Consider the following 17377-nt stretch of genomic DNA (forward strand, 5'->3'; position numbering starts at 1 on the left):
GGAGCCAACCATGGCCGATTCCAATTCACAGGTCTGGCAAACCGGCACCGTATCCGACGTGGAGGAGGTCGCCGCAGGCATCCGCCGCATCGTCCTGCACCCCGAGCTGCCCAAGCCGGTCCGGCCCGGAGAACATGTTGATGTCCGGGTCCTGATCGACGGCGCCGCCGTCGTCCGTTCTTACTCCGTGGTGGATGCCAGTCCCGATGGTGCGGAGCTGGCGATCAGTGTTTTCCTCACCCCCACGTCCCGCGGCGGGTCAATCTTCATGCACCAGCTCATCCCGGGACAGGTGTTGGAGATGACGCAGCCCCTTCAGAATTTCCCGCTGCGGGTCGGCGCCCCCACCTATCTCTTGCTGGCCGGAGGTATCGGCATCACTGCGATCGCCGGCATGGCGGCCCTGCTGCGCAGTCTTGGCGCCGACTACCGGCTCGTCTACGCCGTGCGCAGCCGCACGGCAATGGCCTATGCGGAAACGCTGGCCAGCCTGCACGCAGACAGGCTGGAAGCCCATATCGATGAGGAAGGGTCCTCCCTCGACGTGGATGCCTTGGTGAGGAGCCTGCCCCCGGGCGGGGAACTCTATATGTGCGGCCCCATCCGGCTGATGGATGCTGTCCGGCGTTCCTGGCTTGCGCAGGGCCTGGACCCGACAAATCTCCGCTACGAGACCTTCGGCAACAGCGGATGGTTCGATCCGGAGCCTTTCACCGTCAGGATCCCCCGCTTGGGAGTTGAGGTGACGGTCAATTCCGACGAATCGATGCTTGAAGCCCTGGAGCGTCGAGGCGTGGAGATGATGTTCGACTGCCGGAAGGGCGAGTGCGGCCTGTGCCAGGTCAAAGTCCTTGGCCTGGACGGACATCTGGATCACCGCGACGTCTTTTACTCCGACCGGCAAAAGGAACCCAACACCAAAATGTGCTGCTGTGTTTCACGGGCAGCCAGCAATGATGTGCACCGGGCAGAGCGGCCTGCTCTCCTGACCATTGACGTTTCCTGAAAGGTCCAGCATGGACATCCGCCAAAGCATTGACTCCTCGAAAATGTCCCTTTACCAATGGGGCATCGTGGCAATTGCCACTTTCCTTAATGCCTTCGACGGCTATGACGTGCTCGCCATGGCCTTCACTGCCACGTCCGTGACTGCGGAATTTGGCCTGTCCGGCTCTCAACTGGGCTGGCTGCTGAGCACGGGGCTGATCGGCATGGCTGTCGGGGCCTTGGCCTTCGGCCCCTTGGCTGACCGTTACGGCCGGCGCCGCCTGCTCTTGGTGGCGCTGACCGTGAACGCCTTCGGCCTTCTCCTGTCCGCCACTGCCGGGTCCGCTTTCCATCTCGGGGTGTGGCGCGTAGTGACGGGCCTGGGCATCGGCGGCATCCTCGCCACGGTCACGGTGATCACCAGTGAGTACTCCAACAAGCGGTATCGAGGGCTGGCAATCAGCATCTTCACCGCAGGCTACGGAGTAGGCGCAACATTGGGAGGCATGGGCGCCACCCAGCTGATTCCCGCGTTTGGCTGGCGCTCGGTGTTCCTGACCGTTGTGGCAGCCGTGCTGGTTGCGGCTCTGCTGCCCGAATCAGTGGACTACCTGCGCACCCGGCAGAACGACGGCGCGCGGCAGCAGCTGGCCCGCATGGCCCGCCGGCTCAACCTGCAGGGAGAAGTGCAGCTGAGTGCCGCCCCACCGTCTGCGGGAGTAGAGAAGAGCAGCATGGCCCAGCTGTTCAGCCCCCGCTACCGAACCACCAGCGTCCTGCTGTGGGGCTCGTTCTTCCTCATCATGTTCGGGTTCTACTTCGCCAACTCCTGGACCCCGACACTGCTCGTGCAATCCGGAATGACACAGGAACAGGGAATAGTCGGCGGCCTCATGCTGACCATGGGCGGAACCTTCGGCTCTCTGCTTTACGGCGCCCTGACTACCAAGTGGGACGCCAAGAAAACGTTGATGACCTTCACGGTGCTTTCCTCCGCCACTCTCGTCCTGTTCATCATCAGCACTTCGGTGCCGTTGCTGGCATTCTCCAGCGGGGTGGTGGTTGGAATGCTCATCAACGGCTGTATTGCCGGGCTTTACACCGTTGCACCCCAGAGCTATGCGCCGGCGGTGCGCGCAACGGGTGTCGGTTGGGGCATTGGCGTTGGCCGGGTGGGCGCGATTCTTGCACCCATCTTGGTCGGCGCCCTGCTCGACGCCGGGTGGACCCCGGTCAGTCTCTACATTGGTGTTGCCACAGTTGTGGTCCTGGCTGCACTGGCGCTGTGGAAGCTGCGCCCGTACGAGGAAGCTCCTGAACCCGCAATCGCCGTTGCGCCGGCTGCCTCGCCAGGATCGAACGACTAGTGCTTTGAACTGCTAAGCACGGTCCCGGGCGCCTTCCCATGTGCCGTGGCGGCATGTGGTGAGATTTTCGCTGCGCGGGTCAGCGCCGCGGGCATTCCCGGAACCCGTGCAGCAGCGAACCGATCCCCGGCAAGGGGGCCGAAGGCCTCCTTGCCGGAGAAGATAATCTTCTCGGCCCGAGCCTCTACAGCGTGCACGCTGCTGAAGTTCGTCCCGCAACCGTTGGCCTCGTTGTCGAGGCGGTTTCCAAGATGGACGCGCTGCAGTATCCCGGGCACTGGGCAGGCTTATGTCGGGCGGTTCTTCCCCCGCGGCGCCGCCCGGGCGTCGAGCCGGCGGCCGGATTCCCGCACGGCGCCGTGCAGCATGATTTCCAGATCTCCCACCACCTTGTACGGGTGGTCCACCATGCCCTCCGCGACCCAGCGCAGAACCACGGCGAGCACGGCCGAAGTGTAGAAGTCCACCACCAGGTTCCGGTCCTGAGGGCGCGACGGCCCCCCGCCGTCCTGGTCCATCACGGCCTCGGTGACGGGACGCATCTGCCCAAACAGGAAACGTTCGACCCCCGGCTGGCCTACGCCGTCAAGAACTCCGAGCGTCGATTCACGGTTCTCCCGCAGGTAGAGCAGCAACTGTACGAGTCCGTCGGCCCAGCCCACGTCAGCGGCGAAGGTGCGGACACGGCGGGCGACCTCGGTCTCGAACATCCAGACCGCGAGCTGCCTCACATCGGAGAAGTGATAGTAGAACGCCTGCCGTGTCAGTCCGCAGTCCCGGACCAGTTCGGTGACTGTCACCCGATCGAGTGCCCGGGAGCGCAGCCGTACCTTGAGCGCGGCCGCGAGCGCCGCTCTCGCATCCATCTGCCGCTTCATGCCGGAGACACCGTCTGTCATGCCTGAAAGTAACACCGGGCGTCACTTCACACATCACATGAACTGTCTAATGACCCGTGGCGCGGACGTTTTTACCTTTAAATCCGAACGTACTCATATACCGGGCTGCTAAGGAGAGGTCCCTCAATGTTCCTGTTCGAATCAATTCCCTGGTACTCCTGGGCGATGTTCGGCGTCGTCCTGGTTGCCCTCGTTGCACTCAATGAGGTGACGCGGCGCTGGAAGTGGGCGGGCTTGGCCTTCTTCGTTGCGCTGCCCATCCTCCTGACCGTGTTCGTGTGGCCGACTACGGCCGGGGAAGGATCATCCACGGGTACTTGGTTCCACTGGGTGAAGGTGTACTCGGCGCTCTTCGGATGCCTGGGTTTCATGCTCATCCGCTATGTTCCCCGTCTGGCGAAGAACCGCTGGATGCTCATGTTCCCTGCGCTGATCCTGGCGATCAACATCGCCGAGGCAGTCATCCGTGACTTCGAGGTGGCGGGCCTGCAGGGCATGCACGACGGCGTGTTCATGGTCGGCGGTCCGTGGAACTACATGAATGCCGTCGCCGGCATCCTGAACCTGCTCACCATCTGCGGCTGGACGGGCATCATCGTCTCGCGCGACAAGTCGAAGGACATGATCTGGCCGGACATGATGTGGTTCTGGATCATCGCCTACGACCTGTGGAACTTCGCCTACGTCTACAACTGCGTCGGCGACCACTCGTTCTACGCCGGTGCGGCACTGCTCATCTCCTGCACCATCCCCGCGTTCTTCATCAAGAAGGGCGCCTGGCTGCAGCACCGCGCCCACACCCTGGCCCTGTGGATGATGTTTACGATGGCGGTTCCGACGTTTGTCAGCACGTCTCCGTTCGCCGTCGAGTCTTCACACAACCCCACCGCGCTGTTCGTCGTATCGGCTATCTCGCTTGCGGCCAACATCGCCGTCGCGGCCTACCAGGTGTTCACCATCGTCAAACGGCACCGCAACCCGCTGCGTGACGAGCTGTACACCGACCTGCGCCCGTACCGGGAGGTGCGTGACGCGAACCTTGCCGGTGAATCGTCGGCTGTCCTGCCGGGGACCCCGGGGGAGGACCGGCCGGTTACCGTCTAATCCTGCCAAGCGCCGCCGGCTCAGAGCCCAGGCGCAGCGAACAAACCTCAGACAGACAATGGCCACCGGAACCCTTGTTCCGGTGGCCATTGTTATGGATTGTCGTGTTTTCGTTACGTTCAAACGGTCACCGTTTCCGGCGTCCGGTGTCTGGATGGCAACCCGTGGCTCATGGGCAACATGTGGCAACCGCTCCCCTGCCCGGAGTGCCGGAGGCCACAGTGGGAGGGCCGTATCGGATCGGCATAATCATCTATTACTCGATGGAGAGTTGGTTGCAATGCAAGCAGAGAAGAACTGGAAGACCGGCCGGGCACGAGCCCTGGGCACGGCTGTCCTCCCTCTGATCCTCGTACTCGGCGCCTGCTCCCCCGCCGCGGAGACAGCCCCCGAGTCGAAAGCCGATTCACCGACCGCCGGGAAGGGTGCCGGAAATGAGGGGAACCCTGCCCAGCCGCCCGCCCTGGATGCCCGCGTGAAAAACATCATTGACGTGGACGGACAATCGTTTAAGGACCTCAACGACAATGGCCAGCTCGATTCCTATGAGGACTGGCGCCTGCCCGTCGAGGACCGGGCCGCAGACCTCGTAACCCAGATGACGCTGGAGGAGAAATCCGGCTTGATGCTGATCGATACGCTGAACGCCGCCTGTGATCCGGAGACGAACGTCCGCGGGACGCTCGACCCTGTCGCAACTGACTACATCGATACCCAGCGTATGCACCGGTTCGTCTTCCGCAACGTGGTAACCAGTGCAGACAAAGCTACCTGCGGCAAGGCTGGTGAAAGCTTTGCCGCCAGCACGTCCCTGACCCCTGAAGAAGCCGCGCAGTACACAAACTCGGTCCAGGAACTGGGCGAAGCCACCCGTCTGGGCATTCCCATGTTGTTCAAATCAAATGCACGCAACCACATCGATCCTGATGCACGCGCGGGGATCAACGAGGCCGCAGGAGCATTCACTGCCTTCCCGAAAGAGGCAGGGATTGCTGCCGCAGCGCTGGGCGAGGAAGCAGCACAGACGGGCGGGGATCCAACCGCCGGGGACATGTCGGTTGTCGAGGACTTCGCCGGCGTTATGGGCAGGGAGTGGGAATCCATCGGCTTACGCGGGATGTACGGCTACATGGCAGACCTCTCCACGGAACCGCGCTGGTACCGTGCCCACGAAACGTTCACCGAGGATGCCGATCTCAACGCCAGCATCATGGAATCACTCGTCGAAACCCTGCAGGGACCGGTGGAAGATGGTGTTTCGCTCAGCCCCGAAACCTCCGTGGCCCTGACCCTGAAGCACTTCCCCGGCGGAGGACCCCAAGAACTTGGCTTGGACGCGCACTACTCCTTTGGCAAGACCCAGGTCTACCCCGGAGACGGGTTTGGATACCACCTCAAGCCCTTCGAAGCAGCCATCGATGCTGGGGTGTCGTCCATCATGCCGTACTACGGCGCACCGGTGGGGGTGACGCATGAGGGCGTGACCTACGACCAGACCGGCATGGCGTTCTCCGGGCAGGTGGTCAACGACCTGCTGCGGGACCAGCTGGGCTTCAGCGGCTACGTTAACTCCGACACCGGCATCATCAACGACAGGGCTTGGGGGCTTGAAGACAAGTCAGTCCCTGAACGGGTGGCGGCTGCCATCAACGGAGGCACCGATACCTTGTCCGGATTCCACGACGTCACTGTCATTACGGACTTGGTGACGGCAGGACTCGTCAGCGAGGAGCGGGTCACGCTGGCCGCCGAACGCCTCGTGGAGCCGCTCTTCCGCATGGGTCTCTTCGAAAACCCCTACGTTGATCCCGCAGCCGCAACGGCCACTATCGGCAGTGAGGACAACCGGGAGGTTGGGCTGGATCTGCAGCGGAAGTCTGCGGTCCTCCTGCAGAATGAGGAGACCGCGGCCGGCGGGAATGCCCTGCCCCTCAAGGACGGTTCCGATGTCTACATCCTCGGTGACATTAACGAAGACATCGTGAAGGGCTACGGATACAAAGTCACTAACGGAAACACCGCGGACCCCGCAAACCGGCCCAGTGCAGCGGACACCGATCATGTGGTGATTTCGGTGACCGCTAAGAACACCAACACCGACTCCTATCAGAGCAACGACCCGGAAACGGGCCTGAACCCCGACCACATCAACCCGGTAACCCTTGACGGTGTAGCCGGGCTGGACGGGACAAGCGTCTACGGTGCGGCGGACGCCTGCGTCACTGAAGGCGCTGAGGACTGCACCGACGACGGTCTCCGCTACGGAGGGTCATTGCCCTGGGAGTCAAGCGTCCTGGATTTCACCGGCATGGCCGAGTCAAAGTCATGGGAAATCACCCCGTCCCTCGAGACCATTCAGGATGTTATGTCGGAAGTCGGTGACCCCGGCAAAGTGATCCTGCACGTCTACTTCCGTCAGCCATACGTTCTTGACGAAGCCAGCGGGCTGCGGGACGCAGGCGGCATTATCGCCGGCTTCGGAATGGGTGACGCAGCGCTCTTCGATCTCCTCTCCGGAAAGATAAGCCCGCAGGGAAAGATGCCCTTCGCCCTGGCCGGCACGAGCCTCGCCGTCCGGGAGCAGTTCAGCGACCTGCCCGGCTACAAAGAAACGGCCGACGGCGAGCTGTTCCCGTTCGGCTTCGGGTTAACTTACTAATCACGACGAGCAGCCCCGGATCCACTTTTCCGGCCGGAGGTTCCGCCTGCAGGCCAGTCTCAATGTGTCCGCAGGCTGTAGGCGGAACCTCTCTTCACAGCAGCAGTCGCTTTCCTAATGGTTGCCCCGTGCATCGGCGCCTGGGATCCGCGCAACATCATGATCAGTGCAGCTGGAGGAGTCGGTGGAACCAGGGGTGAAAGCGTGTTGTAAACGTGTAGCGGATCGAAAACTGGACAAGAAAAAACCCCTCCTGATCGGCCTTATGCCTGATCAGGAGGGGTTTCGCGGAGCCCCCTGCCGGATTCGAACCGGCGACCCCCTGTTTACAAGACAGGTGCTCTGGCCAGCTGAGCTAAGGGGGCGGCGCCGGCCAAAGCCGGCAAACCGCCGTCGTCGTGCTTCCCAAAGGCAAACACGGCAACTGCGCTAGTCAAGGTTAGCCCAGAGCGCCCGTTCGCGCGAAACCAGCGAAAGGCTCCGCGCGGAACGGGCACCGGGAAAACCGAAACCGGTTACTTGGTTGCTTCGATTGCTGCTTCGACGGCGGCAGTGAAGTCGTTGGGGTTGGTTTCTTCACCGTTGACGTACACGGTGGGGGTTCCGCCGACGTAGTCCACGCGGGCCAGCCGGTCCGTGTAGTTCACGAACGCGCGGAAGCCGTCATTCTGGATGCAGTCGGACGCATCGCCCGCGCCTACGGACCCGGCCATGTCAGCCAGCTCTGCGTTCTTGATTTCTCCGTTGTCATAGTTGCCGAAGAGGGCGGTCATGAAGTCCCAGTAGGACTCGGGGTTGGTGTCCGCTACGCAGGCTGCAGCGTTGGCGCCGCGCGAGGAATAGTTCGTGGGTGACCCGCGGTCCAGGAACGCTACGGTGCGGTACTCGAAGGTGACCTCGCCGGCGTCGAGCCAGGTGGCGATCTGCGAGTTGTAGGCCTTCTCGAAGTCGGCACAGTGCACGCAGTTCACATCAACGTAGGCCACAATCGGAACCGGCTGGCCGGATTCTGCCGCAGCAATACCCGGAGGAACGGGGGCGTCTTCCTTGGCGTCGGTGGGAGCATCCGGCAGCGAGTTAACGTCAACGCTGAACGGCTCAGCCGGCTCCAGCGAGGTGGTGGATGTCACCGTAATGCCACCGTACTCGTTGGCATTGGCCGGGGATTCTCCGGTCTTTGCCTCCGCTCCGTTGCCGCTGCGCATGGAAGTCATCACGATTAACGCAACGATAACGATCACCGCCACCACTGCAACAACCACGCCCCAGCGAATCAGAAGCTTGTTGCGCCGCTCCTTTTTCTTCTGGGCTTCACGCAGGGCGCGCGCCTGTTCACGCGCAGCAGCAGTGCGATCGGCCTTGCTGGGCTTGGGGTTCCGCTCAGTCATAGTTCCTCATGTCTCTCTCACGCCTGCCCGGTTTTGGGCATGCGGCCGGCAGGCAACAGTTTAGGCCACAGGGGTGTTCACCCTAACTTCCAACGGCCCCGGCAGGCATAAAGTTTCCGGGCTTGGATAGAGTGGCCTAAATACATAAGCCAAACAAGGGGTGCCTATCGTGAACGCTGCTGCCGCTGATTCCGCAGTACAGAATGCCACGGACGGGTATGGCGATTTCGATTTCATCGTAGTTTCCAACCGCCTTCCGGTGGACCGGGTAAAGACGGACGACGGCGAGAGCTGGCGGCGCTCCCCCGGCGGGCTCGTCACTGCGCTGGCACCGGTGATGGCCAAGGCCGACGGCGCATGGGTGGGCTGGCACGGGGCCGCGGATGAAGAGCTGGGCGAGTTTGATCATGACAATATGCACCTGCTGCCGGTGCCGCTGAGCGCCTCCGAAGTAGAGCTCTATTACGAGGGCTTCTCCAACGCCACGCTCTGGCCGCTCTACCACGACGTCATTGCGCCGCCGGAGTTCCACCGCACCTGGTGGGATTCCTACCGGACCGTGAACCGCCGCTTCGCCGACGCCGCCGCCTCCATGGCTGCCAAGGGTGCCACTGTCTGGGTTCAGGACTACCAGCTGCAGCTGGTGCCGCAGATGCTGCGCAAGAACCGCCCGGACCTGAAGATCGGCTTCTTCAACCACATTCCGTTCCCGCCGCTGGAGATTTTTGCCCAGCTGCCCTGGCGCCGCAACATCATCGAGGGTCTCCTCGGAGCTGACCTTATCGGCTTCCAGCGCCCTTCGGATGCCAGCAACTTTCTGCGCTGCGTACGCCGCTTCGCCGGACACACCGTCCGTCAGCAGCAGGTGCACGTCACCAATGAAGACGGCGTGTCCTACGTGTCCCGGGCCGAGTCCTTCCCGATCTCGATCGATGTCGACCAGATCACCGAGCTGGCCAAACGCGAGGACATCATCGAGCGGTCCAAGCAAATCCGCAAGGAACTCGGTGACCCCAAGACCATCCTGCTCGGGGTGGACCGTCTGGATTACACCAAGGGCATCAGCCACCGGCTCAAGGCGTACGGGGAACTCCTGGAAGACGGAAAGCTCAACGTCGCCGACGCTTCCCTGATCCAGGTCGCCAGCCCCAGCCGGGAGCGGGTGGAACAGTACCGGCTGCTGCGCGAAGAGGTTGAGGGCACAGTGGGCCGGATTAACGGCACCTACGACACCATGGGCAACACCGCCATCCGCTACCTGCACCACAGTTACCCCGTGGAGGAAATGGTGGCGCTGTACCTTGCCGCCGATGTCATGCTCGTGACTGCGCTGCGCGACGGGATGAATCTGGTGGCCAAGGAGTATGTGGCCGCCCGCATCAACAACACCGGTGCGCTGGTGCTGAGCGAATTTGCCGGCGCAGCGGACCAGCTGCGCCAGGCGGTCCTCATGAATCCGCACGACATCGATGGGGTCAAGGATTCCATCCTGACGGCGATCAATATGCCGGACCGGGAGGCCCAGCGCCGGATGCGCCTGATGCGGCGGCAGGTCCTGCAGAACGACGTCGAACGCTGGTCAAAGAATTTCCTCAGCGCCCTGCAGCAGGGAGAAAGCGAGACAGCCCGGTGAACAGCCTTCCCGAGGACCTGACACAGGCGCTGGCACGTGTGGCGGACACGGAAACGCTGCTGGTGGCCCTGGACTTTGACGGTACGCTCGCACCCCTGGTGGAGCACGCCGACGACGCCCGGCCGCTGCCGGCATCGGCGGCGGCGGTGGCTGCGTTGGGAGAACTGCCGGATACTTTCACTGCCCTGATCTCCGGACGCGCCCTGGACAGCCTGCGCCGGACCGCCTCACCTGGTCCGGAAACCCTGCTGATCGGCAGCCACGGCGCAGAGGCGTGGACCGGACCCAACGCGGAACCGCTGCGTTTGACGCCGGAGCAGGCCAGCCTGCTGGTGCGGGCACGCGAAGCCGTGGATAAGGTGACCGCGTCCCACCCGGGGACCTGGCTGGAGACAAAGCCGGCCGGCGTCGTACTCCACACCCGCAGCGCTCCGGATGATGTCGCCTCAGCCGCAACCGATGCGGCCCGACGGAAGCTTGGCGCCTTGGACGGCGTGCAGCTCACGGACGGCAAGCGGGTCTTGGAAGCCTCAGTTGTCCACACCAACAAAGGTGAAGGAATCCGCGCCCTGCGCGAAATCACCGGCGCCACCGCAGTGTTGTTCGCCGGTGATGACGTCACCGATGAACACGGCTTTGCCGCTCTGGAGCCCGGAGACATGGCTATCAAAATTGGTCCCGGGGAGACCCGCGCCCCCTTCCGGGTGGACTCCCCTGCCGGCTTCAGCCTGGTCCTGGCGCACCTGCTGGAACTGCGCCGTGCGCACAAATGATGCGCCGGGGAGCGGGTATGGCATACTGACCCTGTGACCGCGGCCACAACCGCTGCCACCGGCTTTACAACTACATAAGCACTTCACAACGGATCGTCGGGCACGTACCTGCCCGTGAAGGAGAAATATCATGGCAACGGTAACGTTTGACCAGGCCACCCGCCTGTACCCGGGCACTGACCGGCCGGCAGTGGACAACCTCAGCCTGGAGATCGCCGACGGCGAGTTCCTGGTTCTCGTTGGTCCTTCCGGCTGCGGAAAGTCGACCTCCCTGCGTATGCTCGCCGGACTCGAAGACGTGAACTCCGGCCGCATCCTTATCGGTGACCGCGATGTCACTGATGTGCCGCCCAAAGACCGTGACATTGCCATGGTTTTCCAGAATTACGCCCTCTATCCCCACATGTCCGTCGCGGACAACATGGGTTTTGCGCTGAAGATCGCCGGCGTCGGCAAGGAAGAGCGGATGGAACGCGTCCGCGAGGCCGCCAAGCTGCTGGACCTTGAGGATTACCTGGACCGCAAGCCCAAGGCCCTCTCCGGCGGTCAGCGTCAGCGTGTCGCCATGGGCCGCGCGATCGTCCGTAACCCCCAGGTCTTCCTGATGGATGAGCCGCTGTCCAACCTGGACGCGAAGCTGCGCGTGCAGACCCGCACCCAGATTGCATCGCTGACCCGCCGCCTGGGCGTCACCACCGTCTACGTCACCCATGACCAGGTTGAGGCCATGACCATGGGCGACCGCGTTGCGGTACTCAAGGACGGGATCCTGCAGCAGGTGGACACCCCGCGCAATCTGTACGATCACCCCAGGAACGTCTTTGTCGCCGGCTTCATCGGTTCCCCGGCCATGAACCTGCTGGAACTGCCCGTGGTGGACGGCGGCGTCGCTTTCGGCGGTGCCATCTACCCGGTGGCGAGCTCCGTGCTGGGGGCAGCGGCTGGCAACACAGTCACCCTCGGCGTCCGCCCGGAGGACCTGGAAATCGTGGATTCCTCCGGCGCCGGACTCAAGGTGGAGGTTGACGTGGTGGAAGAGCTCGGTGCCGATGCCTACGTCTACGGCCACACCACGCTGGACGGCACGGACCGCGACATGGTGGTTCGGGTCGACGGGCGCCGTCCTCCGATGAAGGGCGACACCCTCTACGTCCGTCCGCAGCAGGGCCATGTGCACCTCTTCGACACCAGCAACGGTGAACGGCTGGCGGATCAGGCCTAACACCCGGCCAATATGCGGTGGCCCCTGCGACTGTTCTAGACTCGTATCGGGGGGCCACCGCATATCTGTTTAACAACATCTCCGTTCCAGCAGGACGTTCGATAAAGGCGTGTGCTTATGACCGAACCCGCAGGCGCCAATTGGCGTGATGAACCAACAGACTGGGAACAGCAGGGAAAACTGCCCCGGACCCGTCCCTCAGTACCTCAAAAGGCACTCGCGTCCCTGAACATCACAGCTGCCTCGATGGATCCCGGACTGTTGGACCTGCCGTGGCATCTGCCGCTTGAAGAATGGCCTAAGGACAACCTTGCGGCGCTTCCGCGCGGCATCTCCCGCCACGTGGTGCGCTTCGCCCGAATGGGCGACTCACTGATCGCGATCAAGGAAACCAGCGAGCATGTAGCCCGCCAGGAATACCACATGCTGCGCAAGCTCCGGCGGCTCAACGTCCCCAGTGTGGAACCGGTGGCGGTTATCACCGGACGCTACGATGCGGACGGCCAGGATCTGCAGCCCGTTCTCGTGACCAAGCATCTGCGCTTTTCGCTGCCGTACCGTGCGGTCTTTTCCCAGACGCTGCGCCAGGTCACGCTCACGCGCCTCATTGATGCCCAGGCTCTGCTGCTGGTCCGGCTGCACCTGGCAGGGTTCTACTGGGGTGATGTCTCACTCTCCAACACCCTCTTCCGGCGGGATGCAGGAGCGTTCGCCGCCTACCTCGTGGATGCCGAAACCGGTGAGCTTTATCCAGAGCTCTCCCGGGGCCAGCGCGAATATGATCTGGAAATTGCCCGCGTGAACATTGCCGGGGAACTGATGGACCTCGCAGAGGGCGGGCTGATTGAAGACAGCGTGGATCCGCTCGACACCAGCGAGCGCATCATGAAGAGCTACCGGAACCTCTGGGCAGAACTCACGGAGAAGGAATCCTTCGAACTTGGCGAACGCTGGCGGGTCAACGCCCGGATCCGCCGCCTGAATGAGCTGGGCTTCGACGTCGACGAACTCACCATCAACACCACTGCCGACGGCAGCCAGGTGCAGCTCCAGCCTAAAGTCGTCGACGCCGGCCACCACCAGCGGCGCCTGCTGCGCCTGACCGGCCTTGATGCCCAGGAAAACCAGGCCCGCCGCCTGCTCAATGACATGGATTCCTACCGGGCGGACAACCATCCGGAGCTGGACGAGGAACTCAGCGCGCATCTGTGGGTCACCCAGGTCTTTGAACCCATAGTGAAATCCGTGCCCCGGGAACTGGGCAGCAAACTGGAACAGGCCGAGGTTGTGCATGAGGTGCTCGAACACCGGTGGTACATGTCGGAAAAGGAGAACCGCAACGTCCCCATGGCGGAGGCTGTGCAGTCCTATCTGAACACTGTGCTCCGCCACCGCCGGGATGAGGCAGCCATTTTGCTGTCCACCGACACCAGGACCATGAACATCCTGGAGTCCGGCGGCGCACCGGAATAATGCCGGACGGCACCCGCGCGGCGTCATTGCGGCCTGTGGTGCACTTCATGGCAGCGGCCGCAGCTGTTGCGTTTAATGGTGTCGATGGAACTGATTAAGAAACTTCCTGAGACAGGAGGATCCGCCCGCAACATGTCTGCATCAGCAGTTTCCGCATTCCAGGGAGGTTCGCTTCAGACTGTCCCCGTCCATGACGGCCAGCCCGGAAGCGAATGGTGGCGTTCTTCGGTGATCTACCAGATCTATCCGCGGTCCTTCCGGGATCTCCGCGGTGACGGGGTAGGCGACCTGCCTGGCATCACCGCAGAAATCCCGGCCCTGGCCGACCTGGCAATCGATGCCATCTGGCTCTCGCCCTTCTACCGGTCCCCTCAAAAAGATGCCGGCTACGACGTCGCCGACTACTGCTCCGTTGACCCCATCTTCGGCACCCTGGAAGATTTCGACGCCTTGGTGGCCAAGGCCCATGAATACGGCATCAAGGTCATCGTGGACTTGGTGCCCAACCACTGCTCCGACCGGCATCCCCTCTTTCAGGCGGCACTCGCCGCGGAGCCCGGGTCTCCCGAGCGCGAGATGTTCATCTTCCGGGACGGAACCGGTGAAAACGGTGAAAATCCGCCAAACAACTGGGAATCCCACTTCGGCGGACCGGCCTGGACCCGGGTCACGAACCCGGACGGAACCCCCGGCCAGTGGTACCTGCATCTTTTCGACACCTCCCAACCGGACTTTAACTGGGACAACCCTGCCGTCCGGGAGGAGTTCGAGCGCATCCTGCGGTTCTGGCTGGACCGCGGCGTGGGCGGCTTCCGGGTGGATGTGGCGCATGCGCTGATCAAGAAGTCCGGGCTGCCCGACTGGGGAGGAAAGGCCGACGGCGCTTCCTCCGAAGGTTTTCCCGGATACGACGCACCCATGTTTGGCCAGCCGGGCATCCACGACATCTTCCGTTCGTGGCGCAAGCTGCTGGACGAATACGACGGTGACCGTGTCCTGTGCGCCGAGGCCAACGTTGACCCGCTGGACCGGCTAACGGACTGGGTACGCTCCGACGAAATGCAGCAGGCCTTCAACTTCGCTTATCTGACCCATCCCTGGAGCCCTGAGAAGCTGCGGGAGATCATTGATTCCTCGCTGCGGGCTTTTGACAAGGTGGGCGCTCCAACTACGTGGGTGCTGTCCAACCACGACGTCGTCCGCCATGTGTCCCGCTTCGGCCTGGAGGCCAACAATCTGCGCAGCGGCGACGGCATCGGCCCCAATGACACCCAGCCGCATTATCAGCTGGGTGCTGCGCGGGCCCGGGCGGCCACCATGCTGATGCTGGCACTGCCCGGCGGCGTGTACCTGTACCAGGGCGAGGAGCTCGGTCTCCCGGACCACACCCTGATGCCCGACGAGTACCGGCAGGACCCCACCTATCACCGCACGGCAGGGGTTCGGGTGGGACGCGACGGCAGCCGCGTACCTTTGCCCTGGCGGGTGAATGAACCGTCCTTCGGGTTCAGCTCCACGGGCAAAACCTGGCTTCCGCAGCCGGGCTACTGGGGCCGGCATTCACGCGACATCCAGCGCAGGGACGAATTCTCGACGCTGAACATGTACCGCATGGCACTGGAAATCCGGCGGGAACTGGCACTGGGCGCCGGTTCCCTCGCATGGTGGCCGGAGCACGATGCCGAAGGCCTCGTCGCCTTTGTCAACGGAAACGTTCTGGTTGCCATGAACATGGGAGACAACCCCATCCAGCTGCCGGAACTTCCGGTGCTTGCCATGAGCTCGGCCTCCGCAATGGAAGGAACCAAAATCCGTCCGAACAGCACAGTGTGGCTTCGTCTTCCCTAGGGTACTGCTGAGAGCACCGGGCGGCTTTCCAGTGCCGCCCGGTGTCCTCAGCGGGCGAGGATCGCTTTCCCGGGGTTGAGGATCCCGGCAGGGTCGAAGACCGACTTGATCCTGCGCTGCAGTTCCAGGACTTCTTCCTGCTGCTCCTGCGCCAGCCAGCGGAGCTTGAACTGGCCCACCCCGTGTTCCCCGGTGATCGTTCCACCCATCGTCAGCGCGAGGGCAATGGATTCATCGAGGGCCGCGTCCAGCCGTTGCAGGCCGGCGCGGCCCTCCGTTTTGTCCACCCAGAAGGTGGGATGCAGATTTCCGTCTCCCGCATGTGCCACCACTTTCAGCCGAACCTTACGCTCGCGCGCCATCCGGTTCAGTTCGGCAATATAGGAGACCAGCCGGGAGCGCGGCACCGCAACGTCCTCTCCTACCCGGTGCTCGGTGTGGACGGCGTCTCCGCGGCTGTGCCGGCGAAGGTCCACCAGTTCCAGTGCCTCAACAGATCCCTCCATACTGACCTCCCCGCCCAGCTCCCCCAGGACCGACCGCACGACATCGGCCTCGGCTGCGGCGCCGTAACCGTCCGTCTGAATGAGGAGCAGGGCTGCACCACGGGAACGCAGGTTGGAGCCGTGGGCAGTGTCCAGCGCCACCATGGTCTCGGCATCGAGCAGTTCCATGATGGCCGGCTGGACCCGGGCGCGGCCCACCGCCAGCACCCCGGCAGCGGCGCTTTCAATGTTTGGGAAGAATCCGGCAACAGTGCAGACATCCACGGGGAGATAGCGCAGCCGCACGGTTATTCCCACCACTACTCCCAGCGTCCCCTCGGAGCCGGTAAAGAGACCGGTCAGGTCATATCCAGCCACCCCCTTGAACGTTTGCCGACCCGTAGTGACGAGCGTTCCGTCGGCAAGCACGACGTCGAGGGACAGGACGGAGTCCCGTGTCACCCCGTATTTGGCGCAGCGCAGTCCGCCGGCGTTGGTGGCGACGTTTCCTCCGATGGTGGATATCCGGTAGCTGGCGGGATCGGGAGCGTACATGAGCCCGAATTCGGCTGCAGCGGCGTTGAGATCCGCGTTGATGACCCCCGGCTCCACGACGGCGAGTTCATCCTCCGGCCGAATCTCGATGATTTTGTTCATCCGCTCCAGGCTAAGGATGATGCACCCGGCCGTGGCATGCGCACCTCCGGACACACCAGTCCCGGCACCGCGGGGAACCACTGCAGTGCCGCTAAGCGACGCCCAGCGCAGAATCTCCTGGACCTGGCCAACGGACTCCGCCCACACCACCGCCAACGGATTGATGTACTCCAGGACCGGACCCTGATCGCTTCCATAGGCTGCCAGCGTCTGGGGCGCGGTGTCGATCTCAATCCCGGGCAGCGAGCGAGTGAGGTCCAGAAGGGTAACGGCTGTCATACGAGGATGCTACCGGGCACCCATGAAGCGGGCGTAACGATCCATAACCTGCGGCCAGAATGCGGCGAATTCTTGGTGGGTCTCCACCGGATCCGCCACCATGTCCAAGCCGGAATGGGTGACTGAGACCAGGGTGCCTGCTTCATCTGCTGGTGCGAAGCTTATCGTCACCGTGGTTGGGGTCTGCGGGCTGTGCCGCACCCTCCAGCCCAAAAGCAGCTGAGCGTCCTGCACTCTTTCAGCCACCGTCGCCCACACGGCGGACTCTCCCGCCGGCCCGGTTTCCGTCAGAGCATCCGCTTCGAACTCCGGATGTGTGCCCTCCCCGAATTGTGTGTGCTCCTCCGGCCACCACAGGTGCACGTATTCAGTGAAACCGTTAAATGCCTCGTGCAACTCGCGCGGGACTGTCCGTTCCACGACGATGTCCGGCAGGAAAACTGGTTCCTGCGCCGGCTCGGGCTGCCCGGCGTGTGAAAAAAGGGAGGAGTTCATTCTCCAAGCCTAGCCCGGGGCCCGGCTGCCTGCGGGCGGGCAAGCGGCCCAGCCGGGTGAGGCGGTTGTGCTGGTTAAACAGTTGAGGCCCGTACCACACGGTACGGG

13 protein-coding genes and 1 tRNA gene are annotated in these 17377 nt (G+C 63.2%); 9 read left to right on the forward strand and 5 right to left on the reverse strand.

Going from position 1 to position 17377, the window contains the following annotated elements:
- Positions 1 to 10: 10 nt before the first annotated feature.
- Entirely contained in the window at positions 11 to 1006 is a 996-nt protein-coding gene (locus QMA10_RS07830) for a PDR/VanB family oxidoreductase (protein WP_290167299.1), read from the forward strand.
- Positions 1007 to 1016: 10 nt separating this feature from the next.
- Positions 1017 to 2354: an MFS transporter gene (locus QMA10_RS07835; RefSeq protein WP_290167300.1), complete on the forward strand. Its 1338-nt coding sequence runs from the start codon at positions 1017 to 1019 to the stop codon at positions 2352 to 2354.
- A gap of 287 nt (positions 2355 to 2641) precedes the next feature.
- On the opposite strand, the gene QMA10_RS07840 is transcribed toward QMA10_RS07835, so the two are convergent.
- Positions 2642 to 3253, reverse strand: a complete 612-nt coding sequence (locus tag QMA10_RS07840; protein WP_290167302.1) for a TetR-like C-terminal domain-containing protein — start codon at positions 3251 to 3253, stop codon at positions 2642 to 2644.
- Positions 3254 to 3379: 126 nt separating this feature from the next.
- Between QMA10_RS07840 and QMA10_RS07845 the strand changes: the two genes are divergently transcribed.
- Positions 3380 to 4357: a DUF5692 family protein gene (locus QMA10_RS07845; RefSeq protein ID WP_290167304.1), complete on the forward strand. Its 978-nt coding sequence runs from the start codon at positions 3380 to 3382 to the stop codon at positions 4355 to 4357.
- 280 nt (positions 4358 to 4637) lie between these two features.
- Positions 4638 to 7016: a glycoside hydrolase family 3 N-terminal domain-containing protein gene (locus QMA10_RS07850; protein ID WP_290167305.1), complete on the forward strand. Its 2379-nt coding sequence runs from the start codon at positions 4638 to 4640 to the stop codon at positions 7014 to 7016.
- Between the two features lie 291 nt (positions 7017 to 7307).
- On the opposite strand, the gene QMA10_RS07855 is transcribed toward QMA10_RS07850, so the two are convergent.
- Positions 7308 to 7381: transfer RNA gene (locus tag QMA10_RS07855), tRNA-Thr, on the reverse strand.
- Positions 7382 to 7531: 150 nt separating this feature from the next.
- On the reverse strand, positions 7532 to 8404 hold the full coding sequence (locus tag QMA10_RS07860) for a thioredoxin domain-containing protein (protein ID WP_290167306.1): 873 nt from the start codon (positions 8402 to 8404) through the stop codon (positions 7532 to 7534).
- A gap of 169 nt (positions 8405 to 8573) precedes the next feature.
- Here QMA10_RS07860 and QMA10_RS07865 point away from each other — a divergent pair, with 169 nt between their 5' ends.
- From QMA10_RS07865 to QMA10_RS07885, 5 genes are all read left to right on the forward strand, one after another.
- The gene (locus tag QMA10_RS07865; protein ID WP_290167308.1) at positions 8574 to 10037 is read left to right on the forward strand and encodes a trehalose-6-phosphate synthase; all 1464 of its coding nucleotides are present in this window, start codon (positions 8574 to 8576) and stop codon (positions 10035 to 10037) included.
- Positions 10034 to 10810 carry a trehalose-phosphatase gene (gene otsB, locus QMA10_RS07870; RefSeq protein ID WP_290167310.1) on the forward strand — a complete coding sequence of 259 codons (777 nt, stop codon included), beginning with the start codon at positions 10034 to 10036 and terminating at the stop codon, positions 10808 to 10810. Before QMA10_RS07865 ends, otsB begins: the two co-directional genes overlap by 4 nt.
- 130 nt (positions 10811 to 10940) lie before the next feature.
- Positions 10941 to 12032, forward strand: a complete 1092-nt coding sequence (gene ugpC, locus QMA10_RS07875; RefSeq protein WP_290167312.1) for a sn-glycerol-3-phosphate ABC transporter ATP-binding protein UgpC — start codon at positions 10941 to 10943, stop codon at positions 12030 to 12032.
- Positions 12033 to 12149: 117 nt separating this feature from the next.
- Positions 12150 to 13505: a DUF4032 domain-containing protein gene (locus tag QMA10_RS07880; protein WP_290167314.1), complete on the forward strand. Its 1356-nt coding sequence runs from the start codon at positions 12150 to 12152 to the stop codon at positions 13503 to 13505.
- Between the two features lie 132 nt (positions 13506 to 13637).
- Positions 13638 to 15353, forward strand: coding sequence for a glycoside hydrolase family 13 protein (locus tag QMA10_RS07885; RefSeq protein ID WP_290167315.1), 1716 nt, complete (start codon positions 13638 to 13640; stop codon positions 15351 to 15353).
- A gap of 47 nt (positions 15354 to 15400) precedes the next feature.
- Here the strand turns inward: QMA10_RS07885 and QMA10_RS07890 are convergent, their stop codons facing one another.
- On the reverse strand, positions 15401 to 16774 hold the full coding sequence (locus tag QMA10_RS07890) for an FAD-linked oxidase C-terminal domain-containing protein (RefSeq protein WP_290167317.1): 1374 nt from the start codon (positions 16772 to 16774) through the stop codon (positions 15401 to 15403).
- A 9-nt stretch (positions 16775 to 16783) separates the two neighbouring features.
- Positions 16784 to 17269: an SRPBCC domain-containing protein gene (locus tag QMA10_RS07895; RefSeq protein ID WP_290167319.1), complete on the reverse strand. Its 486-nt coding sequence runs from the start codon at positions 17267 to 17269 to the stop codon at positions 16784 to 16786.
- Positions 17270 to 17377 lie beyond the last annotated feature (108 nt).

The sequence above is a fragment of the Arthrobacter sp. APC 3897 genome (genome assembly GCF_030407495.1).
Classification (GTDB): domain Bacteria; phylum Actinomycetota; class Actinomycetes; order Actinomycetales; family Micrococcaceae; genus Arthrobacter_B.

Coding starts and splice junctions, on each gene's coding strand:
- QMA10_RS07830 (WP_290167299.1), top strand. CDS start 11: ATGGCCGATTCCAATTCACAGGTCTGGCAAACCGGCACCGTATCCGAC.
- QMA10_RS07835 (WP_290167300.1), top strand. CDS start 1,017: ATGGACATCCGCCAAAGCATTGACTCCTCGAAAATGTCCCTTTACCAA.
- QMA10_RS07840 (WP_290167302.1), bottom strand. CDS start 3,253: ATGACAGACGGTGTCTCCGGCATGAAGCGGCAGATGGATGCGAGAGCG.
- QMA10_RS07845 (WP_290167304.1), top strand. CDS start 3,380: ATGTTCCTGTTCGAATCAATTCCCTGGTACTCCTGGGCGATGTTCGGC.
- QMA10_RS07850 (WP_290167305.1), top strand. CDS start 4,638: ATGCAAGCAGAGAAGAACTGGAAGACCGGCCGGGCACGAGCCCTGGGC.
- QMA10_RS07860 (WP_290167306.1), bottom strand. CDS start 8,404: ATGACTGAGCGGAACCCCAAGCCCAGCAAGGCCGATCGCACTGCTGCT.
- ugpC (WP_290167312.1), top strand. CDS start 10,941: ATGGCAACGGTAACGTTTGACCAGGCCACCCGCCTGTACCCGGGCACT.
- QMA10_RS07880 (WP_290167314.1), top strand. CDS start 12,150: ATGACCGAACCCGCAGGCGCCAATTGGCGTGATGAACCAACAGACTGG.
- QMA10_RS07885 (WP_290167315.1), top strand. CDS start 13,638: ATGTCTGCATCAGCAGTTTCCGCATTCCAGGGAGGTTCGCTTCAGACT.
- QMA10_RS07890 (WP_290167317.1), bottom strand. CDS start 16,774: ATGACAGCCGTTACCCTTCTGGACCTCACTCGCTCGCTGCCCGGGATT.
- QMA10_RS07895 (WP_290167319.1), bottom strand. CDS start 17,269: ATGAACTCCTCCCTTTTTTCACACGCCGGGCAGCCCGAGCCGGCGCAG.